At 70.2% G+C, this 16729-nt stretch carries 16 protein-coding genes and 1 CRISPR repeat array; of the genes, 9 read left to right on the top strand and 7 right to left on the bottom strand.

Going from position 1 to position 16729, the window contains the following annotated elements:
* Positions 1 to 36: 36 nt before the first annotated feature.
* The gene (locus ACFYY6_RS01420; protein WP_351525293.1) at positions 37 to 780 is read right to left on the bottom strand and encodes an RDD family protein; all 744 of its coding nucleotides are present in this window, start codon (positions 778 to 780) and stop codon (positions 37 to 39) included.
* 229 nt (positions 781 to 1009) lie between these two features.
* Here ACFYY6_RS01420 and ACFYY6_RS01415 point away from each other — a divergent pair, with 229 nt between their 5' ends.
* From ACFYY6_RS01415 to ACFYY6_RS01405, 3 genes are all read left to right on the top strand, one after another.
* A complete protein-coding gene (locus ACFYY6_RS01415) occupies positions 1010 to 1873 on the top strand; it encodes a bifunctional methylenetetrahydrofolate dehydrogenase/methenyltetrahydrofolate cyclohydrolase (RefSeq protein WP_351525292.1) in 864 nt (287 codons plus the stop codon).
* Between the two features lie 31 nt (positions 1874 to 1904).
* The gene (locus ACFYY6_RS01410; RefSeq protein WP_351525291.1) at positions 1905 to 2564 is read left to right on the top strand and encodes a DUF3017 domain-containing protein; all 660 of its coding nucleotides are present in this window, start codon (positions 1905 to 1907) and stop codon (positions 2562 to 2564) included.
* 701 nt (positions 2565 to 3265) lie between these two features.
* Complete coding sequence (locus tag ACFYY6_RS01405; RefSeq protein ID WP_351525290.1) at positions 3266 to 4255, top strand: malate dehydrogenase; 990 nt, start codon at positions 3266 to 3268, stop codon at positions 4253 to 4255.
* 159 nt (positions 4256 to 4414) lie between these two features.
* Here ACFYY6_RS01405 and ACFYY6_RS01400 read toward each other — a convergent pair whose 3' ends face one another.
* Together ACFYY6_RS01400 and ACFYY6_RS01395 are read right to left on the bottom strand one after the other, a co-directional pair.
* Entirely contained in the window at positions 4415 to 5149 is a 735-nt protein-coding gene (locus tag ACFYY6_RS01400; RefSeq protein WP_351629985.1) for an isocitrate lyase/phosphoenolpyruvate mutase family protein, read from the bottom strand.
* A gap of 460 nt (positions 5150 to 5609) precedes the next feature.
* Positions 5610 to 6122: a carboxymuconolactone decarboxylase family protein gene (locus tag ACFYY6_RS01395; protein ID WP_351629983.1), complete on the bottom strand. Its 513-nt coding sequence runs from the start codon at positions 6120 to 6122 to the stop codon at positions 5610 to 5612.
* A gap of 46 nt (positions 6123 to 6168) precedes the next feature.
* Between ACFYY6_RS01395 and ACFYY6_RS01390 the strand changes: the two genes are divergently transcribed.
* Positions 6169 to 7590 (top strand): PLP-dependent aminotransferase family protein, encoded by a 1422-nt coding sequence (locus tag ACFYY6_RS01390; RefSeq protein WP_389191195.1) that lies wholly within the window; start codon positions 6169 to 6171, stop codon positions 7588 to 7590.
* Positions 7591 to 7650: 60 nt separating this feature from the next.
* On the opposite strand, the gene ACFYY6_RS01385 is transcribed toward ACFYY6_RS01390, so the two are convergent.
* From ACFYY6_RS01385 to ACFYY6_RS01375, 3 genes are all read right to left on the bottom strand, one after another.
* The gene (locus ACFYY6_RS01385) at positions 7651 to 8064 is read right to left on the bottom strand and encodes a hypothetical protein (protein ID WP_389191192.1); all 414 of its coding nucleotides are present in this window, start codon (positions 8062 to 8064) and stop codon (positions 7651 to 7653) included.
* A gap of 365 nt (positions 8065 to 8429) precedes the next feature.
* On the bottom strand, positions 8430 to 9035 hold the full coding sequence (locus ACFYY6_RS01380) for a hypothetical protein (protein WP_351523219.1): 606 nt from the start codon (positions 9033 to 9035) through the stop codon (positions 8430 to 8432).
* Between the two features lie 344 nt (positions 9036 to 9379).
* Positions 9380 to 9655: a hypothetical protein gene (locus ACFYY6_RS01375; protein WP_389191189.1), complete on the bottom strand. Its 276-nt coding sequence runs from the start codon at positions 9653 to 9655 to the stop codon at positions 9380 to 9382.
* 106 nt (positions 9656 to 9761) lie between these two features.
* On the opposite strand from ACFYY6_RS01375, the gene ACFYY6_RS01370 reads away from it, so the two are divergent.
* The 4 genes from ACFYY6_RS01370 (at position 9762) to ACFYY6_RS01355 (ending at position 13853) form a co-directional block, all read left to right on the top strand.
* Positions 9762 to 10592, top strand: coding sequence for a Scr1 family TA system antitoxin-like transcriptional regulator (locus ACFYY6_RS01370; RefSeq protein WP_386608786.1), 831 nt, complete (start codon positions 9762 to 9764; stop codon positions 10590 to 10592).
* Positions 10589 to 10798 carry a DUF397 domain-containing protein gene (locus ACFYY6_RS01365; protein WP_351523223.1) on the top strand — a complete coding sequence of 70 codons (210 nt, stop codon included), beginning with the start codon at positions 10589 to 10591 and terminating at the stop codon, positions 10796 to 10798. The genes ACFYY6_RS01370 and ACFYY6_RS01365 overlap by 4 nt, the downstream gene beginning before the upstream one ends.
* 236 nt (positions 10799 to 11034) lie before the next feature.
* Positions 11035 to 11813: direct repeats of the CRISPR family, unit length 29 nt; unit sequence GGGACCACCCCCGCGTGCGCGGGGACCAT.
* A gap of 525 nt (positions 11814 to 12338) precedes the next feature.
* Positions 12339 to 12650: a hypothetical protein gene (locus ACFYY6_RS01360; protein ID WP_351523225.1), complete on the top strand. Its 312-nt coding sequence runs from the start codon at positions 12339 to 12341 to the stop codon at positions 12648 to 12650.
* Positions 12651 to 12656: 6 nt separating this feature from the next.
* Entirely contained in the window at positions 12657 to 13853 is a 1197-nt protein-coding gene (locus tag ACFYY6_RS01355) for a glutathionylspermidine synthase family protein (protein ID WP_389191186.1), read from the top strand.
* A gap of 201 nt (positions 13854 to 14054) precedes the next feature.
* Here the strand turns inward: ACFYY6_RS01355 and rocD are convergent, their stop codons facing one another.
* A complete protein-coding gene (rocD, locus tag ACFYY6_RS01350) occupies positions 14055 to 15260 on the bottom strand; it encodes an ornithine--oxo-acid transaminase (RefSeq protein WP_351523228.1) in 1206 nt (401 codons plus the stop codon).
* A gap of 416 nt (positions 15261 to 15676) precedes the next feature.
* Between rocD and trpS the strand changes: the two genes are divergently transcribed.
* The gene (trpS, locus tag ACFYY6_RS01345; RefSeq protein ID WP_351523230.1) at positions 15677 to 16690 is read left to right on the top strand and encodes a tryptophan--tRNA ligase; all 1014 of its coding nucleotides are present in this window, start codon (positions 15677 to 15679) and stop codon (positions 16688 to 16690) included.
* Positions 16691 to 16729 lie beyond the last annotated feature (39 nt).

Genomic DNA, 16729 nt, shown 5'->3' with positions numbered 1-16729 from the left:
AGTTCCGGCCCTTTGTGAACCGACGTCAGGTCTGCGTCAGCTCTTCTTGACCACCAGCGTGCCGGCGGCACGGTCGTGCCAGCCCTGCAGCTTGCCGGAGTTGTCGAAGAACGGCGACAGGTAGACGAGGACGGCGCCGATGTAGCAGAGGAACGCGCCGACGATCGGGATGATGTAGCGGATGAAACCGGCACCGAGGCCCGGCTTCTGACCGGTGCTCTCCTTGACGACCTTCAGGCCGAGCGCCATCTTGCCCAGGGTCGCGCCGACCAGAGAGATCATCAGCCACTCGTAGAGCAACGTGACCAGGACGAGTATGGCCAGCATGCTGAACATGGTGGCGATGAAGCCGGCGCTTGCGTCGTTCATGCAGGAGTCGTAGCCGGCGGTCCCGTAGGTGCAGTCCTCGGTGCTCTTCGCGAGGCCCAGGGCGCCGGCCACGCCGATCGCGCTGATGATGCCGTACAGCACGCCGATGGCCAGACCGTCGATCAGACGCGCGCCGAGACGCAGGCCCATGGTGCCGATCTGGACCGTGCCCAGGTTCGGCACGTTGATGTAGCCGTTGTTGGCCTGGAGCGTGCCCGGGGCCGGGGGTTGCTGCGGGTAGCCGTAACCGGGCTGACCCTGCGGCGGCTGACCGGGCTGCTGCGGGTAGCCGTAACCGGGCTGCCCCTGCTGGGGGGCGCCGCCCTGCTGCGGGTAGCCGTATCCCGGCTGGCCCTGCGGCGGCTGACCGGGCTGCTGCTCGTACGGGTTGTTCGGGTCGCCGAAGCTCATCTGGGGAGTTCCTCCAACGTGCACATGGGGACGATGCGGCCGCACGGAGGAAAGAGAAGGTCTGTGGTCCGCCCCCCGGTACTACTGCGGCACAGCGCTCATAATCGTTATAAACAGAATGTAAGTTTGTCCAGTCGGGATGGCTGGATGTTGCTCAAGCGAGACATGACGGCTGTTCCCGGGCGCCTGGAATTGGTATACGGGCGGGGTCATCCGCGAGTATGGGGACATGAGCGCCCAGATTCTCGATGGCAAGGCCACCGCAGCCGCGATCAAGTCCGATCTCACCGTCCGCGTGGCGGCCCTCAAGGCACGGGGCGTCAACCCTGGCCTCGGAACACTGCTCGTCGGGGACGACCCGGGCAGCCGCTGGTACGTGAACGGCAAGCACCGCGACTGCGCAGAGGTCGGCATCGGCTCCATCCAGCGCGAACTTCCCGACACCGCCACCCAGGAGGAGATCGAGGACGTCGTCCGGGAGCTCAACGCCGACCCCGAGTGCACGGGGTACATCGTGCAGCTGCCCCTGCCCAAGGGGATCGACACCAACCGCGTCCTGGAGCTGATGGACCCCGCCAAGGACGCCGACGGTCTCCACCCGATGAACCTGGGCCGGCTCGTGCTGAACGAGACGGGTCCGCTGCCGTGCACCCCGCAGGGCGTCGTCCAGCTGCTCCGCCACCACGGTGTGGAGATCAACGGGGCGCACGTCGTGGTCGTGGGCCGGGGCGTCACGATCGGCCGTCCCATGCCACTGCTGCTGACCCGCAGGTCCGAGAACGCCACCGTCACCCAGTGCCACACCGGTACGCGTGACCTCTCCAAGCACCTCAAGCACGCCGACATCATCGTCGCCGCCGCCGGGGTGCCCCACATCATCAAGCCCGAGGACGTGAAGCCGGGCGCGGCCGTGCTCGACGTCGGCGTCAGCCGGGACGAGAGCGGCAAGATCATCGGAGACGTCCACCCGGGTGTGGCCGAGGTCGCCGCCTGGATCTCCCCGAACCCCGGCGGTGTCGGTCCGATGACCCGCGCCCAGCTGCTCGTCAACGTGGTCGAGGCGGCCGAGCGCGCCGCGTCCGCCGCCGCCTGACCCGGCGGACCCGAATCCGGAAGGAACCCCCATGGGTGCTGGTAGGAGCCCGGCCCGCCCGGCCGCCGAGGTGGACGCCGCCACTGCGGACGCCGCCACGGCGGACGAGGGCGCGCCGGGCCGGGCCGCGTCGAACGAGGACGCGTCCGGCGAGGCCGCGGCGAGCGAGGTCGCTCCGGGCGAGGGCGTGTCCGCCGAGGCCACGTCGAACGACGCGGCTCCGGGTCAGGGCGCGTCCGGTGAGGCAGCTTCGAACGAGGCCGCTTCCGGCGAGGGCGGTGACGCCGGTTCCGGTTCGTCGCGGCGGCCCCCCTTGTTCACCCGGGACACCGCGCGCCCCGAGGGCGGCGGCCGGGCCGCGCCCGGGGACGCTCCCGCACCGGCCCGGCAGTGGCCGCTGCTCGCGGTGCTCTGCGTGGCCGGCCTCGGGCTGCTGATCGTGGCCGTCGACCCGTTCGCCGAGGCGTTCCGCGTGGGCACGATCCTGATCGGTGCCTCCCTCATAGGCGGCGCGGTGCTGCGGCTCGTGGTCCCGTCGGTCGGGATGCTGGCGGTCCGTTCCCGCTTCACCGACCTGGTGACGTACGGACTCCTCGGCTTCCTCATCGTGATGCTCGCGCTGGTGGCCCAGCCCAAGCCGTGGCTGGACATCCCGTTCCTGGAGGACGCGGTCCACTTCACGATCCGCTGATTCCCGCCCGCCCGCCCGTACGACAACGGCGCCGCCCCAGTGGGCGGCGCCGTTGTCGTGGCGCCCGTCCCTTCCCCCGAGGAGGGACGGACACCGGGGTCGGGGGGCCACCGGAACTCGTGTTCCGCATTGTGGCGACTTGCGTGGCCTTGCCCCCGTCCTGACCTCAGCCTCGTGGACGGCGGAGGGCGGTTCAAGGGAACCCTGGGGCCTGTGGCACGGAAGTGACCATTCCGCCACGGTGTGATCGCCGCGCAACGGTGTCGGCCCCGTTCCGTACGGCTCCCCCTAGGACGACGGACGAGGCCGTACGACGTGCGCTCATACGCGTACGAGCGCACGTACGAGGGCCCGTACACGGACCGTACGCATACGAGCGATACGGACCCGCACGCGTACGACGGACCCGCACGTGTACGACGGACCCGCACGCGTACGAGCGAAACGGGCGCGCCGTGCGCACAGGTGGCCGGGAATCAGCCCCGAGGAAGAGGACGAAGGGGGCGGGAACGAAGGGGGAAACGGATACGACCGGGTGAGCAGAGCGGGACGGCTCGTGCGTGGTCCCACAGGGGGCCAAACGGCCAGGAGGTTCCGGGTCGGATAGCCTGGCCGATGGATATCTCTTCACATCAAGATTCAGGGATGTCCAGCTCCAGGGGCCAGGAACCCCCACCGCCAGCTGTCTAACGGAGATCGCCATGACCCGCACTCCCGTGAATGTCACCGTGACCGGCGCAGCCGGCCAGATCGGCTACGCACTGCTCTTCCGCATCGCTTCCGGCCACCTGCTCGGCCCGGACGTGCCGGTCAACCTGCGCCTCCTGGAGATCCCGCAGGGCCTGAAGGCCGCCGAGGGCACCGCGATGGAGCTCGACGACTGCGCCTTCCCGCTGCTGCGCGGCATCGAGATCACCGACGACGCCAACAAGGCCTTCGACGGAGCCAACGTCGCCCTGCTGGTGGGCGCCCGCCCGCGTACCAAGGGCATGGAGCGCGGCGACCTGCTCTCCGCCAACGGCGGCATCTTCAAGCCGCAGGGCAAGGCGATCAACGACCACGCCGCGGACGACATCAAGGTCCTCGTCGTCGGCAACCCGGCCAACACCAACGCGCTCATCGCGCAGGCCGCCGCCCCGGACGTACCGGCCGAGCGCTTCACCGCGATGACCCGCCTCGACCACAACCGCGCGATCTCGCAGCTGGCCGCCAAGACCGGCGCCGCCGTCTCCGAGATCAAGAAGCTGACGATCTGGGGCAACCACTCGGCGACCCAGTACCCGGACATCTTCCACGCGGAGATCGCCGGCAAGAACGCCGCCGAGGTCGTCAACGACGAGGCGTGGCTGGCCGACACCTTCATCCCGACCGTGGCCAAGCGCGGCGCCGCGATCATCGAGGCCCGTGGCGCGTCCTCGGCCGCCTCCGCCGCCAACGCCGCCATCGACCACGTCCACACCTGGGTCAACGGCACCGCCGCCGGTGACTGGACCTCCATGGGTGTTCCGTCGGACGGCTCCTACGGCGTGCCCGAGGGCCTCATCTCGTCCTTCCCCGTCACCACGAAGGACGGCAAGTACGAGATCGTCCAGGGCCTGCACATCAACGAGTTCTCCCGCACCCGCATCGACGCGTCGGTCCAGGAGCTCACCGAGGAGCGCGACGCGGTTCGCGAGCTCGGCCTGATCTGACCCGTTCCTTCCGGGACGTACGTCTTCACGCGCGTACACCACCGCCCCCGGCGACGACTGCGGATGCAGCGCCGCCGGGGGCGGTGGCGTACCCGCCCGCTGTCCGACCGGCCGTGCGACCGGTCGGACAGCGGGCGGTCGCGGACGGTCAGTGGGTGGTCACCCCTTGAGCAGTTCGTCGGCGGTCTCGCGCAGGGCGGCCATGGCCCGGTGCTGCAGCCCGGGGCCGAACGTGATCCGGGTGGCGCCCAGCTCCCCCAGGCGGCGCGGCGGCGGCCCGTCGAGCAGGGCGACCGCGTTGAGCGGCCCCGGGACGGCGGCGGCCAGCCGGGGCAGGGCCTCGGGCGGCGCCATGATCGGGTAGACGCAGTCCGCGCCCGCCGCCACGTATGCCTTGGCGCGGCGGACCGTCTCCGCCTCCTGATCCGTGCCGTCGGGGACGCCGCAGACGTACGTGTCCACGCGGGCGTTGACGAAGAGCCGGTCACCGGCCGCCGCGCGCACCTCCGCCAGCCGGTCCGCCTGCCGCTGGACGTCGATGAGGAAGCCGTCGACCGAGTCCTCCAGGTTGCAGCCGACGGCACCGGTCTCCAGAAGGCGTTCCACCAGCTCTGCGGCCGGCAGCCCGTACCCCGCCTCGATGTCCGCCGAGACGGGAACGGTCGTGGGGACGGCGCGCACGATCCTGGTCACGGCCGCGAACATCTCGTCGGCGGGTGTCTCCCCGTCCCTGTGGCCGAGCGAGGCGGCGATACCGGCGCTGGGCGTGGCGAGCGCGGGGAAACCCGCCTCGACGAGGACCCGGGCGCTCGCCGCGTCCCACGGACCCGGGAGGATCAGCGGGTCATCGGGTGCGCGGTCGAGGTGGAGGGCTCGAAGGACTGACGCGGTCATCGTGGACTCCCTGGAGAAGAGGGCCATGTGCGGGGCGGGTGCGCGGAGTGTGAGCGGGGGCGTGCGGCGCGATCAGAGCCTGCGGGCGGACCCGGAGGCGCGGGGGATGCGCAGGGCCTTTGCGGCGGCATGCTAGGTCAGCGGGCGCGCGGGGCACGGGGGACGCGCAGGGCGTACGAGGCGCGCAATCCGCGCAGAGGTATGCGGAGGTGCGCGGGGCACGAAAGGCGCGCGGCCAGCGGAGTGAGCCGTGAGACCTGCGGTTCATGACTCATGGCCTGTGCTCCCATGTCCCGTGACACCCGCACCCCCGGGTCCCGCGACATGACCCAGGACCTGTGCCCCCATGTCCCGCGAGTGGTGAGATGCGCACGCCGAGGCCCGTGCGACGGAGGCCGCGCACGGTCGGGGCCCGTGCGACGGGAGTGCACGGACCCGGTGCGGCACCGATCGGTGCCCGTCAGTGCTTGTTGTCGCCCGGCTGGTAGTGGCCCGGGACCATGCGGGTGGTCACGGCGAACCGGTTCCAGGCGTTGATGGTCGTGATCGCGGCGACGAGATGGGCCAGTTCGGTCTCGTCGAAGTGCTTGGCGGCGTTCTCCCACACCTCGTCCGGCACGAACCCGTCGGTCAGCACGGTCATCGCCTCGGTCAGCTCGATGGCCGCGATCTCCTTGGGCGTGTAGAAGTGCCGCGCCTCCTCCCACGCGCTGAGCTGGACGATCCGCTGGACGGACTCGCCCGCGGCCAGGGCGTCCTTGGAGTGCATGTCGAGGCAGAAGGCGCAGTGGTTGATCTGGGAGGCGCGGATCTTCACCAGCTCGCCCACGACCGGGTCGAGACCCCCGCGGGACGCCCTGTCGAGCCGGACCATGGCCTTGTAGACATCGGGCGCCAGCTCGGCCCAGGCCGTACGGGGGGTGTGCTCGGGGTTGAGCTCGGAGGTGGTGCTGGTGTTCTCGTTCGTTGTCATGGGGACGACGTTACGGGAGGGTGGCGCAGCGATATGGTCCATTTCCATGAAGGATTCCTGGGCCACTTTTGGAGCCGATCTCCACCTGGAGACGAAGGGTTCGACCGGGCTGCGGGCGGGGCTCATGGACGCCCTGCGCGAGGCCGTGCGCACGGGGCGGCTGACCCCCGGCACCAAGTTGCCGTCCTCCCGCAGCCTCGCCGCCGACCTCGGCATCGCCCGGAACACCGTCGCCGACGCGTACGCGGAGCTGGTCGCGGAAGGATGGCTCACCGCCCGCCAGGGATCGGGCACGCGGGTGGCGCGGCGGGCCGAGCCCCGCCGGACGGCCACCCGGGCGGTGCCGTCCCGTCCGGTGAGCTCCCGGCCCGCCCGCAACCTGATGCCCGGTTCGCCGGACGTCTCCTCCTTCCCGCGCGCCGAGTGGCTCAAGGCGTCCCGGCGCGCCCTGACCGCCGCCCCCAACGACGCCTTCGGCTACGGGGATCCGCGCGGGCGCGTGGAACTGCGTACCGCTCTCGCCGGCTATCTGGCCCGCGCCCGCGGCGTGTACGCGGACCCGGAACGGATCGTGATATCCGCGGGCTTCGTGCACGCCCTGAAACTGATGGGGACGGTGCTGCGCAAGCGCCGGGTGCGCGAGGCGGCCGTCGAGTCGTACGGACTGGATGTGCACTGGCGGCTGCTCACGGACGCAGGTCTGCGCATCCCGCACCTCCCGGTGGACGAACACGGGGCCAGGACGGATGACCTGGACCGGATACGTGGCATCGGGGCCGTGCTGCTCACACCGGCCCACCAGTTCCCGACAGGGGTACCCCTCCACCCCGACCGGCGGGCCGCCGCGGTCGACTGGGCGCGTCGCACGGGCGGGCTGATCCTGGAGGACGACTACGACGGCGAGTTCCGTTACGACAGGCAGCCGATCGGTGCCCTGCAAGGGCTGGATCCGGAACATGTCGTGTACCTGGGCACGGCGAGCAAGTCCCTGGCCCCCGGGCTGCGGCTGGGATGGATGGTGCTGCCGGAACGTCTGGTGGGGGAGGTGGTCGAGGCGAAGGGTATCAACGACTGGTCGTCGAGCGCGCTGGAGCAGCTGACGCTCGCGGAGTTCATCGAGTCGGGCGCGTACGACCGCCACGTACGCGCGATGCGCCTGCACTACCGCCACCGCCGCGACCAGCTCGTCGCGGTCCTGGCGGAACGTGCCCCCGACGTCCGGGTCAGCGGCATCGCCGCCGGTCTGCACGCCGTGCTCGAACTCCCCGAGGGTGGCGAGGCGTCGGCGCTGCGCGCGGCGGCGTGGCAGGGGCTCGCGCTGGAGGCGTTCTCACGCTTCCGGCACCCGGAGGCCGCGCCGGGCCCTGACGCCCTGGTCATCGGCTACGGGACGCCGACCGACAGCGCCTGGGCGGGCACGCTGGACGCGCTGGTCCATGTCCTGTGGTCCGTGACCTCCGAGCCCTGACGGGGCCGGGCACGGTGGTCGGTTCGACCACACCGTGTCGGCCTGCCGACCGCAGCACTTCTACGGACCGGGGCTCGCGGGCGGCGGCGGCACGGTCGGCTCGATGGTTGACCGGACGTAGATCCGAGTGGTACCGGGCCTGAACTCGTGCGCGAACAGGTCGACGCAACGCCGAAGGTGCACGCCTTCGGGAGAGGCGAGGCCGTCGGGGCACAGGCTGGCCCGCCGCAGTCCCCGCACGAGCGTCTCGGGTTCTGCCAGCCCAAGATGGGAGAAGGCCGCGGCGGGCCGGTAGTCCTTCTGCTTCGGACGGAAGTTTCCGATCATCCTGGTGCCCTCCGGGAGAAGTCGGCCCGTGTACGCCTCCGCCTCCTTGCTGGGCAGGACGAAGGACAGCAGTCCCGTGTCATAACGCTCGCCCACTTTGTAGCCCGCACGCCGGTCCGATGCCGCTTCCGGAATACGGACACCCATCTGCCCGCGCGTCGGCAGCCGGTGGCGAGGTCGCGCAGGATGGCGGGGCACGGGGGCAGCTCGGCGAGTTGGTACGTACGGCGCTCGCCGGTGCCGGTCCATAAGAGCCACAGGTCGTGTGTGGCCGGTGGCTCGACCGCCCAGAGGCGTGCGGCGTGCTCGGTTCGTCCGCGGTGCTGGTTGTCGTGTGCGGCGAGTTCGCACAGCGCGTAGCCCTCCAAGCCGGTGTCGGGCGGGTTGGCGGGGCCGCCGGGCATGGTGGTGAGCGCGACGAGCACGTCCATCTCGGGAACGTCGGTGAGCGCGGTGCGTGCACTGCAGCATGTGAACTCTTCTCCGGGGTCGCGGGCGGAGGCGGGCAGGAGTCAGGGGAGTTCGACGACGGTGGCGCCGCGCAGTTGACGGTGGAGGCGGGAGGCGAGCATGCCGGGGAGGCGGGGTGCGGCGTACGGGGAGAGGACATCGTTCTCGGACGTGTGCCATCCGGTGGCGGTCAGCCGGTAGACGGTGCCGGACACGCCGTAGAGCTGAGGTTTGCGTACGCGCAGTACGGCGTGGTCGGCGCGGCGCAGGAACGGGCACTGAAGCACGGATACGCGGGCGTGTTCGGCACACAGGGGTGGCATGGAGGTGATCGATTTCTCGGGCCAGACCGGCGGCGAGTCCGGCCGACGCCAGTCGAGGAACAGCCACCCCTGCTCGTTCCGGTCGGAGGGTTCGCCGCAGACCTGGCACAGCAGGTTCTCCATACAGGCACGCTGCCGGTGCACGTGCATGCGGTTGTACTGCACGCGTCCGGTGGTGGATTGGTCCATGCGTACCCATAGGTTGCCGTGGTGGTCGCGGTCCCCCGGTCGTGGGTGGCGGTAGGCGAGCCGGGGCCCGCTCCGGGCGAACTCGATGGTCAACTCCGCTTCGCGTACGGGCTGTTCGGTGGTGCGCAAGGCGACGTACGGCGTCAGGAGGGGCATGAGGGCGCTTCCTTTTCGGCAGACCGGGCGAGGGCGATGGGGGGGAGGAGGGGGCACGGGCTGTGCCGGTGATGTGAGGGGTACGCGGCCATCAGCGCACGAAGCGCGGGTGCGGGCGCAGGCACGGCCGCGGGGGCAGACGTGGGCACGGGTGTGGGCGCGGGCCGTAACACGTATGGGGGAATCCGTGGGGTGCCCGGTTCCGGGTCCAGTCCGTTCGCGATTCGTGCGGCCTGGCCGTGGTGCCACCGGGGGGCGAGCCGAGGCGTCGTGGCGAGGGTTGCGCCGAGCCGGGCGGTCGTGTGGCCATCACCCGCGTGTGCTGCGGAGGGGGAACGGTCCTGTCACAGCAGCTCACCACGGCTGCGACGGTTGGCGCGGGTGAGCTCGGCGCGCAGCCGCTGTATCGGGTCGGCCGGCCGTACGTCCTCCGGATCGACGGTCCACTCGACCCCGCCCCCGACCGGTCGCAAGGACCACTTCCCGCACCACTCACCGCGGAACTCACCGACGCGGTCCTGTGATAGGTCCACCATGAGCGTGCTGGGGGCCGGGGCCGGGGTCGGGGTCGGGGCGTGTGGGGGTTCCTGTTCGTCCGAAGCGCCGTACTTCGTGGACACGGGCCACTCCTCTCCGTAGTGATTCCACTACCAAGGCGGCTCAGCGTGACCTACCGCCAGCCCCTCTTCAACTTGCATAAAATGCTCAGAGAGTTGGATGCCTCAAATGGTGAACCGCAAAGAACTGGATCCCGAGGAATCGCCGGGCGCGGCGTTCGGCCAGCGCTTACGCATGCTGCGGGACGAGCGCGGCTGGACGCAGGACGAGCTGGGCGACCGCATGGGATGCTCTGGGACGCATATTTCCGCTGTGGAAACTGGCCGTCGCCCTCCAACTCGCCAGTTCGCAGCAGCCGCCGACAGGGTGTTCGGCACCGGTGACAGGCTCGAACGCCAAAGTCGGGCGGTGAGGCAGACATCACTGATTGAGGGGTTCCCGGACTACGTCACCCTGGAGGCTCGGGCCTCGGAGATCCGACTCTACGAGGTAGGTGTCATTCCTGGACTGCTGCAGACTCCTGAGTATGCGACCGAGCTGGAGGCCGACGCAGTACGTCGGGAAGCCATCACCCCTGAACAGGCTGGCGAGCGAGTGGAATTGGTGGCGAGACGGCAGGCCGCTCTTGTCCGCTCGCCCTCACCCCTCATCTCCGCAGTGCTGGATGAAGGGTGCGTTCTCCGCCCGATGGGTGCCTCGGCGATCATGGACGCTCAGTTCGCACGACTGTTGGAGTTTGCCGAGCTACCGAACACTGTGCTTCAGATCGCCCCGTTCCGCATGGGAGCACGTCGGCCGTTCAGCCTGCCCGTAACCATGCTGACGCTGCCCGACCGGTCCCTTGTCTCCTACGCCGAGTCCGCGCACCGGGGGCATCTGGAGCGTGAAAGCACGTTCGTACTGCCCATATTGGCGGCCTACCATCAGCTACAGGCCGAAGCACTGTCCCAGGCAGAATCCGTGGCCGTGATCAACCAGTTGCGAAAGGGCACCCCGTGACAACCGAATCCCCCCGCTGGTTCAAGTCTTCATACAGTGGCAACGGCGGCCAGTGCATCGAAGTCGCCGCCAACCTCGCCGCCTCACGCGGCATCGTCCCCGTCCGCGACTCCAAGGTCCCGGGCGGTCCGGCGCTGAGCACGAGCACCGACGCATTCGCGTCCTTCGTGGCGGGCGTCAAGGCTGGAGACTTCGGCGTGTTCTGACCGTCCGGTTCGCGTACCCGTTGAGGTTGCCCCACCATGCGTCGCATGGGTTTCTCGTGCTGCAGTGGACTTGGCCCTGCTACAAGCCGAGGCGTTGTCTCAGGCGGGCACGGTGTGGCACACCCGGTCCCCCAGGGACCACACCCGCGTACGCGGGGGACCATTCCAGCGAGCATGCGGACGTGGGCGCGGGCGGGAGACCATCCGAGCCGGAACCCGCCCGGTAACGGAGCCCCGGGACCACCCCCGCGTGCGCGGGGACCATCGTTATGCCGACCTCGGGATGCACGTCCACCCGGGACCACCCCCGCGTGCGCGGGGACCATCTGCGGCGCGCCATCCCGGAAGCGCGCAACGCTGGACCACCTCCGCGTGCGCGGGGACCATCACGTCCTGTTCATCGAGCGAGGCTGGGACCCGGGACCACCCCCGCGCGCGCGGGGACCATGCGAACTGCTGGCCGGTGTGGAGGCCGTAGTAGGGACCACCCCCGCGTGTGCGGGGACCATGCAGTCTACGTACACGGTGCGTCAATCCTGCTGGGACCACCCCCGCGTGCGCGGGGACCATGCGGGCCACCAGGATCGGGCCGTGAGTCGCGAGGGACCACCCCCGCGTGCGCGGGGACCATCTCGTCCCGCACCACACCGGCAAGGCCGGCGTCGGACCACCCCCGCGTGCGCGGGGACCATGCGCTCGGGGCCGCGATTTTCGTCATCACGAAGGGACCACCCCCGCGTGCGCGGGGACCATACGTACGCCTGCCCCTCGGCCGGCGGCCAGTTGGGACCACCCCCGCGTGCGCGGGGACCATCGACAGCCGCCGTGTCGCCCGCTTGGCCGCGTGACGCACCGACGGGCCGCCCGGGACCACCCCCGCGTGCGCGGGGACCATACTCCCGCACGGACAGGGCTGACCGGGGACCGGACCACCCCCGCGTGCGCGGGGACCATTGCATGGGCGTCGACAAGGCGTCCGACGCCTCGGGACCACCCCCGCGTGCGCGGGGACCATAGTTCCTGACCTGCGGGTTTAGGTGGCGCCGCGGGTGTTTTTGCCCACTTCCTCGGATTGCGACATCGGGGTCAAAGTGTCCTTTTCGGTGTGCCGGATTGCTCGCGTACCGCCGCTGTGCACATCTCCGGCGTCGGGAACTGCCGTGGCTTGGAGACTACTCGGCGACGGTTCCTCTCCGGCGGAGCTTGTCCGCGCGTAGTCGCTGTCTGATAGTGCGTCGGCTCAAGCGGTCCGCCCTCCCATCCCCTCTCCCGCTGCGTGTCTTCCTCGGCCAACGGCTCTGAGGCGAACGGTAATTGAAGTTACCGGCGCACTTGCTCGCGGTGTACGCCGAGGCGGCCCGACGGGGCCTTCTCGCCCCGGAAAGAGCCTCTCGTCCTCTCGCCATCCCCGCAGTGCCGCCCGGCCCGTGAGTGGTGTCCGGTGCGGGCCTCGTGCCCCCACTTCCCGACGCGATCCGCCGCGTTCTAATCTGACAAACGGTCGAACTGGCCGGATTTATACGACGGGGGAGACGGAAACATGGCCATACGCAAGTTGAGGTCGAGCACCGTGGTGCTCGGCGGCATGGGGATGCTCGCCGCGGTGATCACCTCCTGCGGTTCGGAGCCGGACAAGCGGTGTGTCGACCCGCTGTCCCACAAGGAACTGCCCAGCTACAAGTGCAAGAGCGGCAGTGGCAGTGGCAGTGGGAGCGGCAGCAGCAGTGGGAGCGGCGGCGGTTCGTACTACTACGGCGGCAAGAGCAAGAACGGCAGGGTGGAGGGCGGCAGTTTCGACAAGGCGGCCGTCGAACGCGGCGGCTTCGGCTGCTCTGGCACCGGAGGCGGCTGAACCGCGATGGAACGCCGCACCACACAGCCGCGTCCCGGCTGGCAGGAGACGGTCGAGAGCCAGGGCGTCGTCTACCCGCTGACCCGTTACCCTGACGGGTCGCTGCGGCCGTATTGGGACGAGAGCGCCTACTACGTGTTCTCGCTGCCCGAGGTCGAGGCGCTGGAGGAGGTCGTCAAGGAGTTGCACACGATGTGCCTGGCCGCCGCCGCGCACATCGTGGAGCGGGACAGGTTCGCCGAACTCGGCATCACCGACCCCAGGTTGGCGGATCTGATCAAGGAGTCCTGGCGGCGTCGCGACGAACTCCCCTCCATCTACGGCAGGTTCGACCTCCGCTACGACGGGGCCGGGCCGGCCAAGATGCTGGAGTACAACGCGGACACCCCCACCTCGCTGGTGGAGGCCGCGAGCGCCCAGTGGTTCTGGATGGAGGACCGCTTTCCGGACGCCGACCAGTGGAACTCGCTGCACGAACGCCTCGTCGAGGCGTGGCGTCGGCAGGCCGGGCTGCTGCCGCCCGGACCGGTGCACTTCGCGCACTCCGAGGGCGACGAGATCGGCGAGGACCTGATGACGGTCGCCTATCTGCGGGAGACCGCCGAACAGGCCGGCCTCGACACGGAGGCGCTCTCCGTGGAACAGATCGGCTGGGACCGGCTGACGGGCCGGTTCGTGGACGAGCGCCTGGGGTTCATCCGCAGCTGCTTCAAGCTGTACCCGTGGGAGTGGCTGGCGACCGACAAGTTCGGACCGCACGTCCTGGACACCCTCGACAACGGCGGCGGCACCGGCACCACCTGCTGGATCGAGCCCGCCTGGAAGATGCTCCTCTCCAACAAGGCGCTGATGGCGATCCTCTGGGAGCTCTATCCGGGCCACCCGAACCTGCTCGCCTCCTACCTCGACGGCCCACGCGAACTGGCCGGGCACGGCACGGGCGCCGGGGCCGGTTACGTCGCCAAGCCGCTGTTGGGCCGGGAAGGCGCCGGGGTCACGATCCACGAGCCGGGGAGCGCCGAGGTACTGCGCGACGAACCGTGCTGCTACCAGGAGTTGGCGCCCCTGCCGGACTTCGACGGCAACCGGGTCGTGCTCGGGGCGTGGGTCGTCGAGGGCGAGGCGGCGGGTCTCGGCATCCGGGAGTCGGACGGGCTGGTGACGGACGAGTACGCCCGATTCCTGCCCCACGTCATTCTGTGAGGCCTTCCCGCCCCTCACATCATCCTGTGAACGGGTCCCGGGGTTCCGGCGTTCTGAACGGGTTCCGAGGTTCTGAACGGGTGCCGGGTGCCGGGTGGCGGGTGCCGGTGCTGAGCGCCGGGTGCCGGATGCGGGGTGCCGGGGCCGTTCGACGGTCCCGGCGCCCTCGGGAGCTCCCGGGGTGCGTCGGGAGTTGTCGGCTCAGCCGCGCAGCACGCCGCGGATCTGCTCCAGGCCCCAGTCCAGGTCCTCCTTGCTGATCACCAGCGGCGGGGCGATCCGGATCGTCGAGCCGTGGGTGTCCTTGACCAGCACTCCCCGGTCCATCAGCTTCTCGGAGATCTGCCGGCCGGTGCCGTGGCGCGGGGCGATGTCGACGCCCGCCCACAGGCCGCGTCCTCGTACCTCTTCCACCGCGCCGCCGCCCACCAGCAGGTTCAGCTCCTGGTGGAGGTGTTCGCCGAGTTCGGCCGCCCGCTGCTGGTACTCGCCGGTGCGGAGCATCGCGATGACCTCCAGGGCGACCGCACAGGCGAGCGGATTGCCGCCGAACGTCGAGCCGTGCTCACCCGGCCGGTACACACCGAGCACGGCCCGGGAGGAGACCACCGCCGACACCGGCACCACGCCACCGCCCAACGCCTTGCCGAGCACGTACATGTCCGGCACGACCCCCTCGTGCTCGCACGCGAAGGTCTTCCCGGTGCGGCCCAGGCCCGACTGGATCTCGTCCGCGATGAACAGGACGTTCCGCTCCCGGGTCAGTTCGCGTACCCGGGGAAGGTAGCCGGGCGGCGGCACCAGCACCCCGGCCTCGCCCTGGATCGGCTCCAGCAGCACCGCCACCGTGTTCTCGGTCATCGCCTCCGCGAGCGCGGTCAGGTCCCCGTACGGAACGATCTCGAACCCCGGCGTGTACGGGCCGAAGTCCTCCCGCGCCTCCGGGTCCGTGGAGAAGCTGATGATCGTCGTCGTACGGCCGTGGAAGTTGTTCGAGGCCACGATGATCTTGGCCATGCCGTCCGGGACGCCCTTCACCCGGTAGCCCCACTTGCGGGCGGTCTTCACCGCGGTCTCCACGGCCTCCGCCCCGGTGTTCATCGGCAGGACCATCTCCATGCCGCACAGTTCGGCGAGCCGCGTACAGAAGTCGGCGAACCGGTCGTGATAGAAGGCGCGCGAGGTGAGGGTCACCCGCTCCAGCTGGTCCCTGGCCGCGTCGAGCAGGCGCCGGTTGCCGTGGCCGAAGTTGAGCGCCGAGTACCCGGCGAGCATGTCGAGATAGCGCCGGCCCTCGACATCGGTCATCCAGGCGCCGTCCGCCGAGGCGACGACGACGGGCAGCGGGTGGTAGTTGTGCGCGCTGTGCGCCTCGGCGGAGGCGATGGCGTTGTCCGTGGTCGACACGGGATCTCCGATCGTCGTGCGGCGTGGGCGGAGGATGGTGCCCACTTTGTATCGTCGGTCACAACCGGGGCGAGGAAACCTGCGATCCACGGCGCGCCCGTCCGGTCTCCGCGACGTCGCTGTCCGTGTCCCTGCGGCGCGCCCGCCCGGACCTCCTGTCACATCGCTGTTCGTGCCCTCGCCGCATGTCTGCCCCGGCCCCGCGACATCGCAGTCCGCACCCCCGCGCCGTGCCCGCCCGGCCGCCACGGCGTCCCTGCCCGTGCCGCGCACCGTGCCCGCCCGGCGCCCCTGCCGTACGCCCGCACCGCCCGGCGCCGCCCGCCGTACCGACCGCCCCGGTCCCGTGCCGTCCGCGCCGCACGGCTGCGCCACCGGCTGCCGGAGCTGCGTGCCGCACCTGAGACAATGGGGCCATGGCCTCTGAACGTCCCCGCGTGCTCTCCGGAATCCAGCCCACCGCAGGCTCGTTCCACCTCGGCAACTACCTCGGCGCGGTGCGCCAGTGGGTGGCGCTGCAGGACTCCCACGACGCCTTCTACATGGTGGTGGACCTGCACGCGATCACCGTCCCGCAGGACCCCGCGCAGCTGCGCGCGAACACCCGGCTCGCCGTCGCCCAGCTCCTCGCCGCCGGTCTCGACCCCGAGCGCTGCACGCTCTTCGTCCAGAGCCACGTGCCCGAGCACGCCCAGCTCGGCTGGGTCATGAACTGCCTGACGGGCTTCGGCGAGGCGTCCCGCATGACGCAGTTCAAGGACAAGTCCGCCAAGCAGGGCGCCGACCGCACCACCGTCGGCCTCTTCACGTACCCGATGCTGATGGTCGCCGACATCCTGCTGTACCAGGCCGACCAGGTCCCGGTCGGCGAGGACCAGCGCCAGCACCTGGAGCTGACCCGCGATCTCGCCGAGCGGTTCAACGGCACCTACGGCGACACGTTCACCGTGCCGGACCCGTACATCCTCAAGGAGACGGCGAAGATCTACGACCTCCAGGACCCGTCGTCGAAGATGAGCAAGTCGGCGGCCACCCCGAAGGGTCTGATCAACCTCCTCGACGAGCCGAAGGCCACCGCCAAGAAGGTCAAGAGCGCCGTCACCGACACCGACACCGTCATCCGCTTCGACCGGGCCGAGAAGCCCGGCGTCAGCAACCTGCTGACCATCTACTCCACGCTCACCGGCACCGGTGTCGCGGATCTGGAGCAGAAGTACGAGGGCAAGGGCTACGGTGCGCTCAAGACCGACCTCGCCGAGGTCATGGTCGACTTCGTCACACCGTTCCGCACCCGCACCCAGGAATACCTGGACGACCCGGAGACGCTGGACTCGATCCTGGCCAAGGGTGCGGAGAAGGCCCGTGCCGTGGCGGCCGAGACCCTGGCCCGGACGTACGACCGGATGGGCTTTCTGCCCGCTAAGCACTGAGTCCAAGGACCCTGGCGGTTTTGTCGCCCCAGGCGTCAC

It is taken from the genome of Streptomyces sp. NPDC001750 (genome assembly GCF_042892615.1).
Lineage (GTDB): Bacteria > Actinomycetota > Actinomycetes > Streptomycetales > Streptomycetaceae > Streptomyces.
Note: the sequence above shows the minus strand (reverse complement) of the source record. Positions and strands in the feature narration are given on the sequence as shown.

Bases quoted from the DNA above. Each gene is read 5' to 3' on its own strand.
- ACFYY6_RS01420 (WP_351525293.1), bottom strand. From the start codon at position 780: ATGAGCTTCGGCGACCCGAACAACCCGTACGAGCAGCAGCCCGGTCAG.
- ACFYY6_RS01415 (WP_351525292.1), top strand. From the start codon at position 1,010: ATGAGCGCCCAGATTCTCGATGGCAAGGCCACCGCAGCCGCGATCAAG.
- ACFYY6_RS01410 (WP_351525291.1), top strand. From the start codon at position 1,905: ATGGGTGCTGGTAGGAGCCCGGCCCGCCCGGCCGCCGAGGTGGACGCC.
- ACFYY6_RS01405 (WP_351525290.1), top strand. From the start codon at position 3,266: ATGACCCGCACTCCCGTGAATGTCACCGTGACCGGCGCAGCCGGCCAG.
- ACFYY6_RS01400 (WP_351629985.1), bottom strand. From the start codon at position 5,149: ATGACCGCGTCAGTCCTTCGAGCCCTCCACCTCGACCGCGCACCCGAT.
- ACFYY6_RS01395 (WP_351629983.1), bottom strand. From the start codon at position 6,122: ATGACAACGAACGAGAACACCAGCACCACCTCCGAGCTCAACCCCGAG.
- ACFYY6_RS01390 (WP_389191195.1), top strand. From the start codon at position 6,169: ATGAAGGATTCCTGGGCCACTTTTGGAGCCGATCTCCACCTGGAGACG.
- ACFYY6_RS01385 (WP_389191192.1), bottom strand. From the start codon at position 8,064: ATGGGTGTCCGTATTCCGGAAGCGGCATCGGACCGGCGTGCGGGCTAC.
- ACFYY6_RS01380 (WP_351523219.1), bottom strand. From the start codon at position 9,035: ATGCCCCTCCTGACGCCGTACGTCGCCTTGCGCACCACCGAACAGCCC.
- ACFYY6_RS01370 (WP_386608786.1), top strand. From the start codon at position 9,762: ATGGTGAACCGCAAAGAACTGGATCCCGAGGAATCGCCGGGCGCGGCG.
- ACFYY6_RS01360 (WP_351523225.1), top strand. From the start codon at position 12,339: ATGGCCATACGCAAGTTGAGGTCGAGCACCGTGGTGCTCGGCGGCATG.
- ACFYY6_RS01355 (WP_389191186.1), top strand. From the start codon at position 12,657: ATGGAACGCCGCACCACACAGCCGCGTCCCGGCTGGCAGGAGACGGTC.
- trpS (WP_351523230.1), top strand. From the start codon at position 15,677: ATGGCCTCTGAACGTCCCCGCGTGCTCTCCGGAATCCAGCCCACCGCA.